Below are 15,895 nucleotides of genomic sequence, written 5' to 3'. Positions count from 1 at the left end.
CAAGCAAACACCAGCGGTGCATCGGTCCGATGGTCGAGGTTCGATGGACGAGAGTCAGACCTCCCAGGGCGGCGCCTGGCGGCTGCCGGCATTCAGGGATTCGCGCAGTGCGCGCGTGTCGTTCTGCCTGCCCAGGCTGTCCAAGGCGTACAGCACGATCCAGTCCGCGCTGACCTCGAAGAAATCGCGCAACCGGGCCCGGGTGTCGCTGCGGCCGAACCCGTCGGTGCCGAGCGTGCGGTAGGGCGCGGGCACGTACGCGCGGATCTGTTCGGGTACGGCGCGCACGTAATCGCTCGCGCCGATTACGGGCGCGTCGCTGCCGCCCAGGCAGGTGCGCACCCAGTCCTGATCGTCGGGCGCGTCCAGGCCCAGCACGCGCGCGCGCTCAGCCTGGCGGCCGCTGCGGGCCAGTTCCGAGAAGCTGGTGACGCTCCAGACCTCGGCGTCCAGGCCGAATTCGTCCTGCAGGCGCGTGGCGGCCATTTCGGCCTCGCGCAGCATGGGGCCGGCGGCCAGAAGTCGGACCTGAGCCTTGCCGCGCGCGGGCCGCAGCCGGTACAGGCCGCGCAGGATGCCTTCGCGCGTGGCCGGGTCCTCGGGCATGCCGGGCTGCGCCAGGTTCTCGTTCGTGACGGTCAGGTAGAAGAATTCGTCGCGTTGCTCGTCCAGCATGCGGCGCATGCCGTGTTCGACGATGACGGCGACCTCGTAGGCGTAGGCCGGGTCGTAGGCGCGGCAGTTGGGGACGGTGGCGGCCATGATGTGGCTGGAGCCGTCCTGGTGTTGCAGCCCCTCGCCGCCCAGCGTCGTGCGGCCCGACGTGGCGCCGATCAAGAAGCCCCGGGTGCGCTGGTCGGCGGCGGCCCAGATCAGGTCCCCGATGCGCTGGAATCCGAACATCGAGTAATAGATATAGAAGGGCAGCATCGGCAGGCCGTTGACCGAATAGCTGGTGCCGGCCGCGGTCCATGACGAGATCGCGCCGGCCTCGGTGATGCCTTCTTCGAGGATCTGGCCGTCGCGCGCCTCGCGGTAGTACAGCACCGAGCCGATGTCCTCGGGCTCATAGAGCTGGCCTTGCGCGGAATAGATGCCGATCTGCCGGAACAGGTTGGCCATGCCGAAGGTGCGGGCTTCGTCGGCAACGATGGGCACGATGCGCGGACCCACGGTGGCGTCTTTCAGCAGCGCGGTGAGCATGCGCACGATGGCCATCGTGGACGACATTTCCTTGCCGTCTGCGGCCAGGGCGAAACGCGCCCATTGGTCTGCGTCCGGCGGCGCGAGCCGCGGGGCCTCGGCATTGCGGCGCGGGATGTAGCCGCCCAGCGCGGCGCGGCGCGCCTGCAGGTGGCGCAGCTCGGCGCTGTCGTCGGCGGGCCGGTAGAACTTGAGCGCCAGGCAGTCGGCGTCGGAAATCGGCAGCGCGAAGCGGTCGCGGAAGGCGAGCAGCGCCTCGTCGTCCAGCTTCTTCTGCTGGTGGGTGGTCATCTTGCCCTGGCCGGCCGTCCCCATGCCGAACCCCTTCTTGGTCTGCGCGAGGATGACGGTGGGCTGGCCGCGGTGGCGCGCGGCGCGGTGGTAAGCCGCGTGGATCTTCACCATGTCGTGGCCGCCCCGGCTCAGGCGGTCGATGGCTTCGTCCGACCAGTCGGCCACCAGTGCAGCCAGTTCGGGATTCTGGTTGAAGAAATGGGCGCGGTTGAAGGCGCCGTCGTTGGCCGCGAAGGTCTGGAACTGGCCGTCCACGGTGTTGGCGAAGGCGCGGGCCAGCGCGCCGCCCGTGTCCCGGCGCAGCAGGGCGTCCCAGTCGCTGCCCCAGACCAGCTTGATGACGTTCCAGCCGGCACCCGCATACAGGGTTTCCAGCTCGTCGATGATGCGGCCGTTGCCGCGCACGGGACCGTCCAGGCGTTGCAGGTTGCAGTTGACGACGAAGATCAGGTTGTCGAGCTTTTCGCGCGCGGCCAGCGTGAGCGCGGCGATGGATTCGGGCTCGTCCATTTCGCCGTCGCCAAAAATGCCCCACACCTTGCGATCGGCGCCGGGCACGAGCGAGCGGTGCTCCAGGTAGCGCATGAAGCGCGCCTGGTAGATCGCGTTGATGGGGCCGATACCCATCGAACCCGTGGGGAACTGCCAGAAGTCGGGCATCAGCCACGGGTGGGGGTAGGACGACAGGCCTCGCAGGCCGCGCGTGGTGGCCGTGATTTCCTGGCGGAAGTGCGCCAGGTCGTCCTCGCCCAGAAAGCCCTCCAGGAAGGCGCGCGCGTACACGCCGGGCGCAGAGTGCGGCTGCATGTAGACGATGTCGCCGGGACTGCCGTCTGCACGCGCCCGAAAGAAGTGGTTGAAGCCGACCTCGAACAGGTCGGCGGCAGATGCATAGCTGGCAATGTGGCCGCCGAGTTCGCCATGCGCCTGGTTGGCGCGCACCACCATCGCCAGCGCGTTCCAGCGGTTGATGCGGGCAATGCGTTCTTCGACGGCCAGATTGCCGGGAAACGGCGGTTCCTGGTCGGCGGGAATGGTGTTCAGGTACGCGGTGCGGGTCTGGCTGTTGGCGCGCAGGCCGAGCGAGGCGGCATGGCCCAGCACGCTGTCCAGCACATAGCCGGCACGATCGGCCCCGTCCGCCTCCAGCAGGGACTGCAGCGCTTCGCGCCATTCGGCGGTTTCTGCGGGGTCGGCGTCGTCTTGGCGGGCCGATGCGGAAAGAGGCTGGCGAGGGTCGAGCATGGTAAGTCGTCTCCTGTTTTTATCCTCATCCTAGACCCATGCGCCAGGCATGAGGCATCGAAATTCCCGGGCAAATCCGGCGCTTTCAGCATAATCTTTCGCCAGGGTCCCGCGCCACGGCAGGTTCTACCGCCGCATCGTGCTTACGGCTGGTGACCACGGGGTGGACGGCCAGGCGCTAGAATTCGCGGCTATCAATAGGGAGAAACCCATGACTGAGCCCATCCGCGTTCCGCCGGAGGTCACGCTGCCGGAGCTGACGTTCCGCGGCGTCCTGCTCGGCGCGCTGATCACCGTCATCTTTACCGCCTCGAATGTGTTCCTGGGGCTGAAGGTGGGCCTGACGTTTTCGTCCGCCATCCCGGCGGCGGTCATCTCGATGTCCGTCCTTCGCATGTTCAAGGACGCCAACATCCTTGAAAACAACATGGTGCAGACGCAGGCTTCGGCGGCCGGCACGCTGTCGGCCATCATCTTCATCCTGCCGGCGCTGGTCATGATGGGCCACTGGCAGGGTTTTCCGTTCTGGCAGACGCTGGGCATCTGCGCGGCCGGCGGCATGCTGGGCGTGATGTTCACGATTCCGTTGCGTCACGTGATGGTGGTGCAGAGCAACCTGCCGTATCCCGAGGGCGTGGCGGCGGCCGAGATTCTGCGCGTCGGCAGCGCCGAGCGCGCGCAGGACGAGCCGCAGGACGCCGCGGGCGCCTCGGCCAAACCCGCCGCCACCGGCATGGGCGACATCGTCGCCGGCGGCATCGCGGCGGCCGTGGTCAGCTTTGCGGCCAACGGCCTGCGGGTCCTGGGCGACAGCGTGAGCGGCTGGTTTGCATTGGGCGGCGCGGTGTTCCGCCTGCCGATGGGCTTTTCGCTGGCGCTGCTGGGCGCGGGCTATCTGATCGGCATCGTTGCCGGGCTGGCGATGCTGACGGGCCTGGTGATTGCGTGGGGCATCGCGGTGCCCATTCTGACCGCCATGGGCGACATGCCCGCCGGCGCGACGCTGGCTTCGTACGCCACAGGCTTGTGGTCCTCGCAGGTGCGCTTCATTGGCGCGGGCGTGATCGCCGTGGGCGCGATCTGGACGCTGGCGACGCTGTTCGTGCCGATGGCGCGCGGCGTGAAGGCGTCGTTTTCGGCGCTGACCAAGGAGGGCGCCGCACGCGCCGGGGCCGCGCCGCGCACCGAGCGTGACCTGTCGGCCGGCTGGATCTCGGCGGTGACGCTGGTGCTGGTGGCGATCCTGGTCTTCACGTTCCAGGTCTTCCTGTCCGGCACACCGTTGTCATCGGGCGCCATCTGGAAGCTGGTGGCCTACGCGGTGCTGTTTGCCTTCGTGTTCGGTTTTCTGGTGGCGGCCGCCTGCGGCTACATGGCGGGCCTGGTGGGTTCGTCGACCAGCCCGATCTCCGGCGTGGGCATCGTCGCCATCGTGCTGGTGTCGGTGCTGATGCTGGGCGTGGGCGGCGATCTGATGGCGCTGGAAAATGGCGTGCAGATGGCGATCGCGCTGGCGATCTTCAGCACGTCGGCCGTGGTGGCGGTGGCGTCCATTTCCAACGACAACCTGCAGGACCTGAAGACCGGCTGGCTGGTGGGCGCAACGCCGTGGCGCCAGCAGGTTGCGCTGCTGATCGGCTGCGTGGTGGGCGCGGCGGTGATCTCGCCGGTGCTGGAGCTGCTGTACAACGCGTACGGTTTCGCGGACGCGATGCCGCGCGAGGGCATGGACCCGTCGCAGGCGCTGTCGGCGCCGCAGGCCACGCTGATGCTCGCGATCACGCGCGGCATCTTCACCCACCAGCTCAACTGGACCATGATCCTGATCGGCATGGCTGTCGGCGTGGGGCTGATCGTAGTGGATGAAATTCTGAAGCGCACGTGCAAGGTTGCGCGCATCCCCGTGCTGGCGGTGGGCATCGGCATCTACCTGCCGCCGACCGTGGCCGCGCCCATCGTGGCGGGCGCGCTGCTGGCGTGGCTGCTGGAAGGCGCGTTGCGCCGCCGCGCTGCCGCCGCCGGCCAGCCCTATGAGAGCTACGCCGAAGCGGCCAACCGCCGCGGCGTGCTGCTCGCTTCCGGGCTGATCGTGGGTGAGAGCCTGGTGGGCGTGCTGATGGCCGCGATCATCGGGGCCGCAGGGTCCGAGGCGCCGCTGGCGATTGTTGGCGAAGACTTCGCCGGCATGGCGTCCTATCTGGGGCTGGCCGTGTTCGTGCTGGTGGCGGTGCTGTTCTGGCGCCGGGTGATGCGGCTGGCGTAGAACAGGGTGTCAGACACCCGTGCCCGGTTGCAGCAGATCCGCCAGCGTACGCGCGATGACCTTCGTCGCGCGTCGCAGGTCTTCCAGAACGACACGTTCGTCGCTCCGCTTGGCGTGCGATTCCAACACCGTGCGCGGGCCTGCGCCGTAGATCACGCCGGGGATGCGGGCCTCGGCGTATAACCGCACGTCGGTGTACAGCGGCGTGCCCATCGCCGGGATGGGTTCGCCGAACACGGCCTCGCCGTGTTGCTGGATGGCCTGCACCAGCGGCTGCGCGCCTGGCAGCGGGCGCATCGAATTGGCCAGCAACAGCCGCTTGATGTCCACGCGGATGCCGGGACGTGACGCTGCGGTTTCCTCGATGATGCGCCGGATGCCGGCCTCGACCTCGGCGGCGTTTTCTTCGGGAATCATGCGGCGGTCCAGCTTGAAGCTGACCTTGCCCGGCACCACGTTCGTGTTGGTGCCGCCTTCGATCCGCCCCACGTTCAGGTACGGATGCGAGATGCCCGGCACCTGCGACGTGATCTTGCGGTACTGCGCGTTCTGCGCATACAAGGCATTGAGCAGCGCGACGGCGCCTTGCAGGGCGTCGACGCCGCTGCTGGGAATGGCGGCGTGGGCCATCTTGCCGTGCACCGTCACCTCCATCTGCAGGCAGCCGTTGTGCGCGGTGACGACTTCATAGCTGAAGCCCGCCGCGATCAAGAGGTCGGGACGCGTCAGCCCCTGCGCGAGCAGCCAGCCGGGACCGAGCAGGCCGCCGAATTCCTCGTCATACGTGAAGTGCAATTCCACCGCGCCGCGGGTCGGCTTGGCGACGGCTTCCAGCGCCCGCACGGCGAACGTGAAGCTGGCGAAGTCGCTCTTGCTGACCGCGGCCGCGCGGCCGTACAGGCTGCCGTTGTCGATCTCGGCGCCATAAGGATCGTGCGTCCAGCCGTCGCCGGGCGGCACCACGTCGCCGTGGGCGTTGAGCGCGATGCGCGGACCGTCATCGCCGTATTCGCGCCGCACGATGAGGTTGGTGATGGACTGCATGCCGTAATCCTGCACGGCCTGCGCAGGCACGGGATGCGCTTCGGCCTCAAGACCAAAGCCTTGCAGCAGTTCCGCGGTGCGCACCGCGTGCGGCGCGTTGTTGCCGGGCGGCGTGTCGGTGGGCACGCGCACCAGTTCCTGCAGGAAGCGGACTTCTTCGTCGAAATGGGCGTCAACCCAGGCGTCGAGTCGGGCGTAATCGGTCATGGCGTTATGTCGAGGTTTCGTTGGCCAGCGCATCGAGCAGGCCCAGCATGGCCTGCGCGGCAAGTTCGATATCGTCGCTGGTGGTGGATTCGTTGGGGTTGTGGCTGATGCCGTTGTTCTGGCCGCGCACGAACAGCATGGCTTGCGGCATGACCTCGTGCAGTTTCATGGCGTCGTGGCCCGCGCCGCTGGGCATGCGGTGCACGGGTACGCCCAGCGCGCCGACTGCGCGTTCCCAGCGCTGCTGCCAGCGCGGATCGCTGGGCGCGGCGGCGGCGCGCATGGTTTCCTCCAGCGCATAACGCAGGCCGCGCCGCTGGCAGATGGCGGCCAGTTCGGCCAGCACGTCCTCCGCCAGCGCGTCGCGCTGCGTATCGCTGGGCGCACGCAGGTCCAGGCTGAATCGGCATTCGCCCGGCACGACGTTGATCGACCCGCTGGGCACCTCGAACATGCCCACGGTGCCGACCGAGTCGCCATCGCGGGCGGCGCGCCGTTCGACAAACAGCGCCAGTTCGGCGCCGGCCACGGCGGCGTCGCGCCGGCGGTCCATGGGCGTCGTGCCCGCGTGGCTGGCCAGGCCCAGGATCTGCACTTGATAGCGCACGCAGCCGTTGATCGACGTGACGACGCCCAGCGGCAGCCCCAGTTCGTACAGCACGGGCCCTTGTTCGATGTGGACCTCGACAAAGCCCAGGTAGCGGGCCGGATCGCGCCGCAGGCCGGCAATGCCGTCGATGTCCAGGCCCGCGTGCAGCATGGCGTCGCGCATGGTGATGCCGTCGGCGTCCTTCTGGTCCAGCCATTCGGGCTTGAAATCGCCGATCAGGGCGCCCGATCCCAGGAACGTCGCGCGATAGCGCTGGCCTTCTTCTTCGGCGAAGGCGATCACCTCCACGTCGAAGGGCAGCCGCCGGTTCTGGCGGTGCAGCGCGCGCACGCAGGCCATCGGCACGAAGATGCCGAGCCGGCCGTCGTACTTGCCGGCGTTGCGTACCGTGTCGAAATGGCTGCCCGACATGAGGACCCGTGCGCCGGGCTGCGCGGCACGGTAACGCCCGACCACGTTGCCGACGGCATCGATGCCGACCTCGTCAAAGCCGCAGTCCTTCATCCATTGCGAGATGCGCGCGGCGCAGGCGCGGTGCGCGTCGGTCAGATAGGTGACTGTGAGTTGGCCTTTCTCGGCGTAGCCCGGATCGCTGTAGACGCTGAGCGCCTCGTGCCAGTCCCAGATGTCCTTGCCCATTCCGGGTTCGCCGAGGCGCTCGCGCGGGCTCGGCTCGGCCTTCGGATCGTTCAGATTGTTGGTCATGGTCGTCCTGTTCAACGGTCGGGGGTGTAGGGGTGCGTGGCTTTCCAGTGACGCGCAATGTCCAGCCGGCGGCAGATCCAGACGCGGTCGTGGCGCGCGATGTGATCCAGAAAGCGCTGTAGGGCGACGATGCGTCCGGGGCGGCCCAGCAGGCGGCAATGCATGCCGATGCTGAGCATCTTGGGCGCCTCGGTGCCTTCGGCATAGAGCGCGTCGAAGCTGTCTTTCAGGTACTGGAAGAAGGGATCGGCGTGCGAATAGCCCTGCGGCAGCGCGAAGCGCATGTCGTTGCAGTCCAGCGTGTAGGGCACGATGAGCTGCGGCGCGGTCGAGCCATCGGTCTTGCGGACCTGCATCCAGAAGGGCAGGTCGTCGCCGTAGTAGTCGCTGTCGTATTCGAATCCGCCGTCGTCGGCGACCAGCCTGCGCGTGCGCGGGCTGTCGCGTCCGGTGTACCAGCCCAGCGGGCGCGTGCCGGTCAGCGTGGTGATGGCGTCGATGGCCAGCCGCATGTGCTCGCGTTCGGTGGCCTCGTCCACGTCCTGGTAATGGACCCAGCGCCAGCCGTGGCAGGCGATCTCATGGCCCAGTTCCACGAAGGCAGCCGTCAGTTCGGGGTGGCGTTGCAGGGCCATGCCCACGCCGAACACCGTCAGCGGCAGTTGCCGCTTTTCGAATTCGCGCAGGATGCGCCACACGCCCGCTCGTGACCCGTATTCGTAGATGCTTTCCATGCTGAGATGCCGGTCCGGATAGCTGGCGGGGTTGAACATCTCGGACAGGAACTGCTCGGAGCCGGCGTCGCCATGCAGCACGCTGTTCTCGCCGCCTTCTTCGTAGTTCAGCACGAACTGCACTGCGATCCGCGCGTTGCCCGGCCACTGCGCGTGCGGCGGATTGCGTCCGTAGCCGACGAGGTCGCGGGGGTAGGGCAGCGTGGTGTCGTAGAGGGGCATCGGCGGGACGGCGGTGGTTGCATGGAGGAGCTGATCGGTCCTCCAGGGCGAGGGTTCGATCATGTATACAAAGTATGTACATCAAATACCAGCCGCCGGCCATCGGCGAATGCCCTACGCCGCGGTTTTCATACTGTCGCGGCGTCGCGCTCCTTGAACAATTCCTCGCCCATGAAGTCGATGAACACCCGTAGCTTGGGCGCCAGATGCTTGCTGGACGCCCACAGCAGCCGGAATGTGCCTTGGTGTTCGACATGGGCGTCCAGCACCGAAACCAGTTCCCCACGCAGCAGGGCAGGCCGCACCAGAAAATCGGGCAGGCACGCGATGCCCAGGCCTGCCACTGCCACATCCAGCAGGGCCGCGGACGTGTTGCACACCATCGACGCGGGCACGGTCCATTCGGCCATGCCTGCGTCGCGCTTCAGCGGCCACGGCTCAAGCTTGCCGGTGCTGGGAAATCGATGCTGCAGGCAGGCGTGATGCAGCAGGTCAGCCGGACTGCGCGGCGTGCCGCGGTTGGCCAGATAACCCGGCGCGGCGACAAGCAGCAGACGATAGTTGCCGACCGGGCGCGACACCAGTCGCGAGTCCGTCGGCTCGCCGGTGCGCATCACGATGTCGAAGCCTTCGTTGATGACGTCCACCAGACGATCTGAAAAATCCACGTCCAGTTCGATCGCGGGATAGCGGTGCATGAACGCGGTCAACGCCGGCATGACCAGCATGCCGACGAGCGGAAGGCTGATGCGCAATCGGCCTTGCGGCGCCTGGCGCGTTTCGGAGAGTTCGAGTTCGGCGGACTCGAGCTCGCACAGGATGCGCCGGCAACGTTCCAGGAAAACGGCGCCTTCGGCGGTCAAGGTGATGCTGCGCGTGCTGCGATGGAGCAGGCGCACGCCCAGGCGTGTTTCAAGCCGGCAGACGCTCTTGCCCACCGCCGACGCCGACACGCCCAGATGGCGAGCGGCTTCGGAATAACTGCGCATTTCGGCGGCTTGCACGAAGGCGGCAATGGCGCTGAGCGATTCAACCATGATGCGATTCAGGACAATTTGTCAGATATGTTTTGAACACCGGCATTATTGTCCCGGACTGCACTTGCCGCCAACATGGCTGCCTTCCCACAACACGTGCTGGCGTCGGGGATTTCCACCCGCCGCCGGCCAATCAAAAGGCAGAACATGGCAGGTAATCAGGCGGCGGCCTCCGGCCCCGGCGCGCGCGAGGCGCGTCTTCCCATTGCAGCACTGCTGGCCCTGGCGCTGGCCGGTTTCGTCACGATCCTGACGGAAGCCCTGCCGGCCGGCCTGTTGCCGCAGATCAGCGCGGGGCTGGCTATTTCCGAAGCGATGGCCGGACAGCTGGTGACGATCTACGCGATCGGTTCGCTGGCGGCGGCGATACCGTTGACCGCCGCGACGCGAGGCGTGCGCCGCCGCCCGTTGCTGCTGGCCGCGATCGCCGGCTTCGTCATCGCCAACACCATCACGACGGTGTCCGCCAGCTATGTGCTGACGATGGCGGCGCGTTTCGTCGCCGGCGTGTCCGCCGGGCTGCTGTGGGCGCTGGCCGCGGGCTACGCTGCGCGCATGGTGCCGGAGCATCAGAAAGGGCGGGCCATCGCCATCGCGATGGTGGGCACGCCGTTGGCGTTGTCGCTGGGTGTGCCGGCGGGCACCTTTCTGGGCAACCTGGTGGGATGGCGCTGGTGTTTCGGCATCATGAGCGCGCTGGCGCTGATCCTGATGGCATGGGTGCGCATTCAGGTGCCGGACTTTGCGGGCCAGGCTGCGGGCAAGCGCGCGCCGCTGCGCCGCGTCTTCACCCTGCCGGGTGTGCGCGCGGTGCTGTTCGTGGTGTTCGCATTTGTCCTGGCGCACAACATTCTCTATACCTACATCGCGCCGTTCCTGGCGGCGCGCGGCATGGAGGACCGCACGGACGTGATGCTGCTGGTGTTCGGTCTGTCGTCGTTGATCGGGCTCTGGGTCATCGGCGTTCTCATCGACAGCCACCTGCGCGTGATGACGCTGGCCAGCACGGTGCTGTTCGCGTTGTCGGCATTGGTCCTGGGCATCAGCGGCAATGATCCGGCCGTGGTGACCACGGCGGTGGCGGCATGGGGCCTGGCGTTTGGCGGGGCGCCGACGCTGTTCCAGACTGCACTGGCCAAGACCGCGGGCGAGTCGGCCGATGTGGCGCAGTCGATGCTGGTCACGGCCTGGAATCTGGCGATCGCGGGCGGCGGTGTCATCGGCGGCCTCCTGCTCGAAGGCGTGGGCGTCGCCGCCTTTGCGCCCGCGCTGGTGCTGTTGCTGGCGGCGACGCTGATCGTGGCGGCAGCGGCGCGCCGCCATGGGTTTCCCATGGCGGGCGGGCAGGGCTGCAATGTCAACGCAAGTCCCCGCAAGGCCACCCCGTGACGCCGAATCCGCCGCTATCCGTTGCGGTAGAGAAAGCTGTAGGCGTTGATCGCCGGCACCCCTCCCAGGTGCGCATACAGGACCTTCGAGCCGGGGGGAATTTCGCCTTTGCGGATGATGTCCATCATTCCCTGCATGGATTTTCCTTCGTACACGGGATCGGTCATCATGCCTTCCAGCCGAGCGCACGTGCGGATGGCGTCGTTGGTTTCGGCTGAGGGCAGGCCATACGCGGGATAGGCGTAGCGCGTGTCCAGCACCACGTCCTTGTCTTCGATGGGCTTGTCCAAGCCGACGAGGTCGGCGGTGCGCCGCGCGATGCGCAGGACCTGCGCGCGGGTCTGGTCCGGCGTGGCGGACGCATCGATGCCGATGACGCGATCGGCGCGGCCGTCGGCCGCAAAACCCACCACCATGCCGGCCTGCGTGCTGCCCGTGACCGCGCACACGACGATGTAGTCGAATTTGAATCCCAGCTCGGCTTCCTGGCGGCGCACTTCCTCGGCAAAGCCCACGTAGCCCAGCCCGCCCAATTCGTGATCGGACGCGCCCGCCGGAATCGCATAGGGCTTGCCGCCGCGGCGTTTCACTTCTTCCAGCGCCTCTTCCCAACTGCGGCGAAAGCCGATGTCAAAGCCCTGATCGACCAGCCGCACGTCCGCACCCATGAGGCGGCTCATCATGATGTTGCCGACGCGGTCGTAGACCGCATCGGAATAGTCCACCCAGTTCTCCTGGACCAGCACGCAGGCCAACCCCAGTTTGGCGGCCACCGCCGCGACCATCCGCGTGTGATTGGACTGGATGCCGCCAATCGTGACGAGCGTGTCGCAACCTTGTTCCAGCGCCTGCGGAATCAGGTATTCGAGCTTGCGCAGCTTGTTGCCGCCGAAGGCGAGGCCGCTGTTGCAGTCCTCACGCTTGGCGTAGATCTCGACCTTGCCGCCCAGATGCTGCGACAAGCGCTCCAGCTTTTCGATCGGGGTATCGCCAAAGGTCAGGCGATGACGGGGAAAACGTTGCAGATCCATGGTGGCTCCTGGTGATTCGGGCGGGCCCGGCGTTGCGGCGGGGTTCGCAAAAATCATAGAAATCATGGGGTTGAGGGGTCAATTGCGTATTTTTTAAATCCGCCGAATCGAAAGGTCGTTATCTGCGTTTAATGGATCTAATATTTCCAAAATAAAAATCCAGGCGAAATTTAATTTTCAGGGACGCAGCCAATGACCGCCGTTTTCACGCTGGACCGCATCGACCGCCAGATCCTGCGCATTCTTCAGGACGATGCGCAGATCACCAATCTGGATTTGAGCGCCCGCGTGCATCTGAGCCCGGCAGCGTGCCTGCGGCGCGTGGAAAGGTTGAAGAGCGAAGGCGTCATCCGAAAGACGGTCGCGTTGCTGGAGCCCGCTGACGTCGATATGGCTACGCTGGTCATCGTTGGCGTGGTGCTGGATCGCTCGACGCCCGATTCATTCACAGACTTCGAGGAAGCGGCCAAGGGCATCAGCGGTTGCCTGGAATGCCATCTGGTGGCGGGCGAATTCGACTATTTCCTGATGTTGCGTATCCGGGACCTGGAACGCTTCAACAAGCTGCATGCGGGCGAGATCATCAAGCTGCCCGGCGTACGCCAGATTCGTACTTTTTTCGTGCTCAAAGAGATCATGTCGACCACCGCGCTGCCGGTTTGACGACGCGTAAACGCAACACTCATCTTTTCTGTTATTTGAAATGACGCGCTGCCGCATTTTGCATTGACGGATTTTGGTAGCGCGTAGACGGCGCAATGGAAGGGGTTGGACGGACATTCCGTTGCCGCATGACAGCATTCCGAAAGGCCTTTTGCGTCACAGAAATGCAGGAAGACGCCCATAAACTCAAAGGGTTATACTTCTCGACCATAGGCTTTCAAGGCTTGTACGCGCCTTCTGCCCCTGCTATCCGCCTAACGGGAAGCCCGTGTCGCGGAAGGTTTTCCTGCATCGTCTCGAGTGAAGCACTCGTAAAGGTGAAGCGATATGTCTTCGGAAATAGAATCTCTATCCACGTCTTATCTCTTTGGGGGTAATGCCCCATATGTCGAGGAGCTTTACGAAGCCTACCTCGATAATCCCGGTTCGGTACCTGACAACTGGCGCGAATACTTCGACCAATTGCAGCACGCTCCCGCAACCGACGGCCAGGAATCCACTCGCGACCAGGCCCACGCTCCCATCGTCGAATCGTTCGCCCAGCGCGCCAAGGCCAATGCCTTCGTGCAACGCGCGGCCGAACCCGATCTGAGCGTCGCCAGCAAGCAGGTCTCGGTGCAATCGCTGATTGCCGCCTACCGCTCGCTGGGCTCGCGCTGGGCCGATCTGGATCCGCTCAAGCGCCAGGAACGTCCGCCGATCCCCGAGCTCGATCCCGCCTTCTACGGCCTGACCGAAGCCGATCTGGACCAGACGTACTCGGCCACCAACACCTACTTCACGACCGCCAGCACGATGACGCTGCGCGACATCCTGAAGGCGCTGCGCGACACGTACTGCCGCAGCATCGGTGCAGAATTCACCCACATCTCCGACCCCGCCGCCAAGCGCTGGATCCAGGAACGCCTGGAAACCACGCTGGGCGCGCCCACGTACACGCCGGAAGAAAAGCGCCACATCCTTCAGCAGCTGACTGAGTCCGAAGGCCTGGAACGCTTCCTGCACACCAAGTACGTCGGCCAGAAGCGCTTCTCGCTGGAAGGCGGCGAAAGCTTCATCGCCTCGATGGACGAAGTGGTCAACCACGCCGGTGAAAACGGCGTCCAGGAAATCGTGGTCGGCATGGCCCACCGCGGTCGCCTGAACCTGCTCGTGAACATCATGGGCAAGATGCCCGGCGACCTGTTCGCCGAGTTCGAAGGCAAGCACGCCGAAGGCCTGACCGACGGCGACGTGAAGTACCACAACGGCTTCTCGAGCGACCTGTCCACGCGCGGCGGCCCCGTCCACCTGTCGCTGGCTTTCAACCCGTCTCACCTTGAAATCGTCAACCCCGTCGTCGAAGGCAGCGCACGCGCCCGCCAGGAACGCCGCGGCGATGCCGAAGGCAAGCAAGTGCTGCCGGTGCTGGTGCACGGCGACGCGGCCTTTGCCGGCCAGGGCGTCGTGATGGAAACCCTGAACCTGGCGCAGACGCGCGGCTACGGTACGGGCGGCACGCTGCACATCGTCATCAACAACCAGATCGGCTTCACCACGTCCGACCCGCGTGACTCGCGTTCGACGCTGTATTGCACCGACGTGGTCAAGATGATCGAAGCCCCGGTGTTCCACGTCAACGGCGACGATCCCGAAGCCGTGGTGTTCGTCACCAAGCTGGCGCTGGACTACCGTCTGCAATTCCGCCACGACGTCGTCGTGGACATCGTCTGCTTCCGCAAGCTGGGCCACAACGAGCAAGACACGCCGTCGCTGACGCAGCCCCTGATGTACAAGCGCATCGGCCACCATCCCGGCACGCGCAAGCTGTACGCCGACAAGCTGACCACGCAGGGCGTGCTGGCCGACGGCGAAGCCGATCAGCTGGTCAAGGACTACCGCCAGCTCATGGAAGACGGCCAGCGCACCATCGAACCGGTGCTGACCGACTACAAGAGCAAGTACGCGATCGACTGGTCGCCGTTCCTGGGCGCCAAGTGGACCGACCAGGCCGACACCGCCGTGCCGCTGGCTGAACTCAAGCGCATCGGCGAACGCATCACGACCGTGCCGGAAGGCTTCACGGTGCACCCGCTGGTCGCCAAGCTGCTGAACGACCGCCGCACCATGGCCAAGGGCGAAATGAACCTGGACTGGGGCATGGGCGAGCACCTCGCCTTCGCGACCCTGGTTTCCTCGGGCTACGCCATCCGCATCACCGGCCAGGATTCGGGCCGCGGCACGTTCACGCACCGCCATGCCGTGCTGCACGACCAGAACCGCGAACGCTGGAACGACGGCACCTACATTCCGCTGCAGAACGTGTCGGAAGGCCAGGCCCCGTTCACCGTCATCGACTCCGTGCTGTCCGAAGAGGCTGTGCTGGGCTTTGAGTACGGCTTCTCCAGCGCCGAGCCCAACACGCTCGTCATCTGGGAAGGCCAGTTCGGCGACTTCGTCAACGGCGCCCAGGTCGTGATCGACCAGTTCATCAGCTCCGGCGAAGCCAAGTGGGGCCGCCAGTCGGGCCTGACGCTGATGCTGCCGCACGGCTACGAAGGCCAGGGTCCCGAGCACTCGTCGGGCCGCATCGAGCGCTTCCTGCAGCTGTGCGCCGACAACAACATGCAAGTGATTCAGCCGACCTCGGCTTCGCAGATCTTCCACGTTCTGCGCCGCCAGATGATCCGCCCGTTCCGCAAGCCGCTGGTGTTGTTCACGCCGAAGTCGCTGCTGCGCAACAAGGACGCCGGTTCGCCCCTGACCGATCTGGCCGGCGGCAGCTTCCGCCCGGTCATCGGCGAGGTCGACGAGGCCATCGACGCCGGCAAGGTCAAGCGCGTGCTGGCTTGCTCGGGCAAGGTGTACTACGACCTGGTCAACGCCCGCCGCGAGCGTGGCGCCGACAACGTCGCCATCATCCGCGTCGAGCAGCTGTATCCGTTTGCGCACAAGTCGTTCGAAGCCGAACTGCGCAAGTACCCCAAGGCAACCGAAGTGATCTGGGTGCAAGACGAGCCCCAGAACCAAGGCGCCTGGTTCTACGTTCAGCATCACGTGTACGAGAACATGGTCGAAGGCCAGAAGCTTGGCTACGCAGGCCGTGCCGCGTCGGCATCGCCGGCCGTGGGCTACCTGGCCAAGCACCAGGAGCAGCAGAAGGCCCTGATCGAGACGGCCTTCGCGCCCAAGTTCAAGGTCATGTTGACGAAGTAACCTTTACTTGATGCACGCGCCGCGGGCGGCAAGTGTTCCGGAACCCCGTTTCG

Annotated in this window: 9 protein-coding genes and 1 pseudogene; 4 read left to right on the top strand and 6 right to left on the bottom strand. The window is 65.9% G+C overall.

Annotation, left to right across the window (positions count from 1 at the left end; all coding sequences use genetic code 11):
• Positions 1–54: 54 nt before the first annotated feature.
• Complete coding sequence (mdeB, locus tag HV681_RS09595; protein ID WP_175122887.1) at positions 55–2,742, bottom strand: alpha-ketoglutarate dehydrogenase; 2,688 nt, start codon at positions 2,740–2,742, stop codon at positions 55–57.
• 211 nt (positions 2,743–2,953) lie between these two features.
• On the opposite strand from mdeB, the gene HV681_RS09590 reads away from it, so the two are divergent.
• Positions 2,954–5,005, top strand: a complete 2,052-nt coding sequence (locus HV681_RS09590) for an OPT family oligopeptide transporter (protein WP_175122886.1) — start codon at positions 2,954–2,956, stop codon at positions 5,003–5,005.
• 9 nt (positions 5,006–5,014) lie between these two features.
• Here HV681_RS09590 and HV681_RS09585 read toward each other — a convergent pair whose 3' ends face one another.
• The 4 genes and pseudogenes from HV681_RS09585 to HV681_RS09570 form a co-directional block, all read right to left on the bottom strand.
• Positions 5,015–6,256, bottom strand: a complete 1,242-nt coding sequence (locus tag HV681_RS09585) for a M20 family metallopeptidase (protein ID WP_175122885.1) — start codon at positions 6,254–6,256, stop codon at positions 5,015–5,017.
• Positions 6,257–6,260: 4 nt separating this feature from the next.
• Positions 6,261–7,511 (bottom strand): annotated as a pseudogene (locus HV681_RS09580) (hydantoinase/carbamoylase family amidase); the annotation flags it as partial.
• Between the two features lie 71 nt (positions 7,512–7,582).
• Positions 7,583–8,527 carry an allantoinase PuuE gene (gene puuE / locus HV681_RS09575; protein WP_175122884.1) on the bottom strand — a complete coding sequence of 315 codons (945 nt, stop codon included), beginning with the start codon at positions 8,525–8,527 and terminating at the stop codon, positions 7,583–7,585.
• 128 nt (positions 8,528–8,655) lie between these two features.
• Positions 8,656–9,564: a LysR family transcriptional regulator gene (locus HV681_RS09570; RefSeq protein ID WP_175122883.1), complete on the bottom strand. Its 909-nt coding sequence runs from the start codon at positions 9,562–9,564 to the stop codon at positions 8,656–8,658.
• A gap of 147 nt (positions 9,565–9,711) precedes the next feature.
• On the opposite strand from HV681_RS09570, the gene HV681_RS09565 reads away from it, so the two are divergent.
• A complete protein-coding gene (locus tag HV681_RS09565) occupies positions 9,712–10,953 on the top strand; it encodes an MFS transporter (protein ID WP_175122882.1) in 1,242 nt (413 codons plus the stop codon).
• Positions 10,954–10,967: 14 nt separating this feature from the next.
• On the opposite strand, the gene HV681_RS09560 is transcribed toward HV681_RS09565, so the two are convergent.
• Positions 10,968–11,984: a 1-aminocyclopropane-1-carboxylate deaminase gene (locus HV681_RS09560; RefSeq protein WP_175122881.1), complete on the bottom strand. Its 1,017-nt coding sequence runs from the start codon at positions 11,982–11,984 to the stop codon at positions 10,968–10,970.
• Positions 11,985–12,176: 192 nt separating this feature from the next.
• Between HV681_RS09560 and HV681_RS09555 the strand changes: the two genes are divergently transcribed.
• Together HV681_RS09555 and HV681_RS09550 are read left to right on the top strand one after the other, a co-directional pair.
• Positions 12,177–12,647 carry an Lrp/AsnC family transcriptional regulator gene (locus HV681_RS09555; protein ID WP_056567804.1) on the top strand — a complete coding sequence of 157 codons (471 nt, stop codon included), beginning with the start codon at positions 12,177–12,179 and terminating at the stop codon, positions 12,645–12,647.
• A gap of 327 nt (positions 12,648–12,974) precedes the next feature.
• A complete protein-coding gene (locus tag HV681_RS09550) occupies positions 12,975–15,842 on the top strand; it encodes a 2-oxoglutarate dehydrogenase E1 component (RefSeq protein ID WP_175122880.1) in 2,868 nt (955 codons plus the stop codon).
• Positions 15,843–15,895 lie beyond the last annotated feature (53 nt).

It is taken from the genome of Achromobacter animicus, from assembly GCF_902859585.1.
In the GTDB taxonomy this organism is placed as follows: Bacteria; Pseudomonadota; Gammaproteobacteria; order Burkholderiales; family Burkholderiaceae_B; genus Achromobacter; species Achromobacter animicus.
This window is presented reverse-complemented; position numbering and strand designations above follow the sequence as displayed.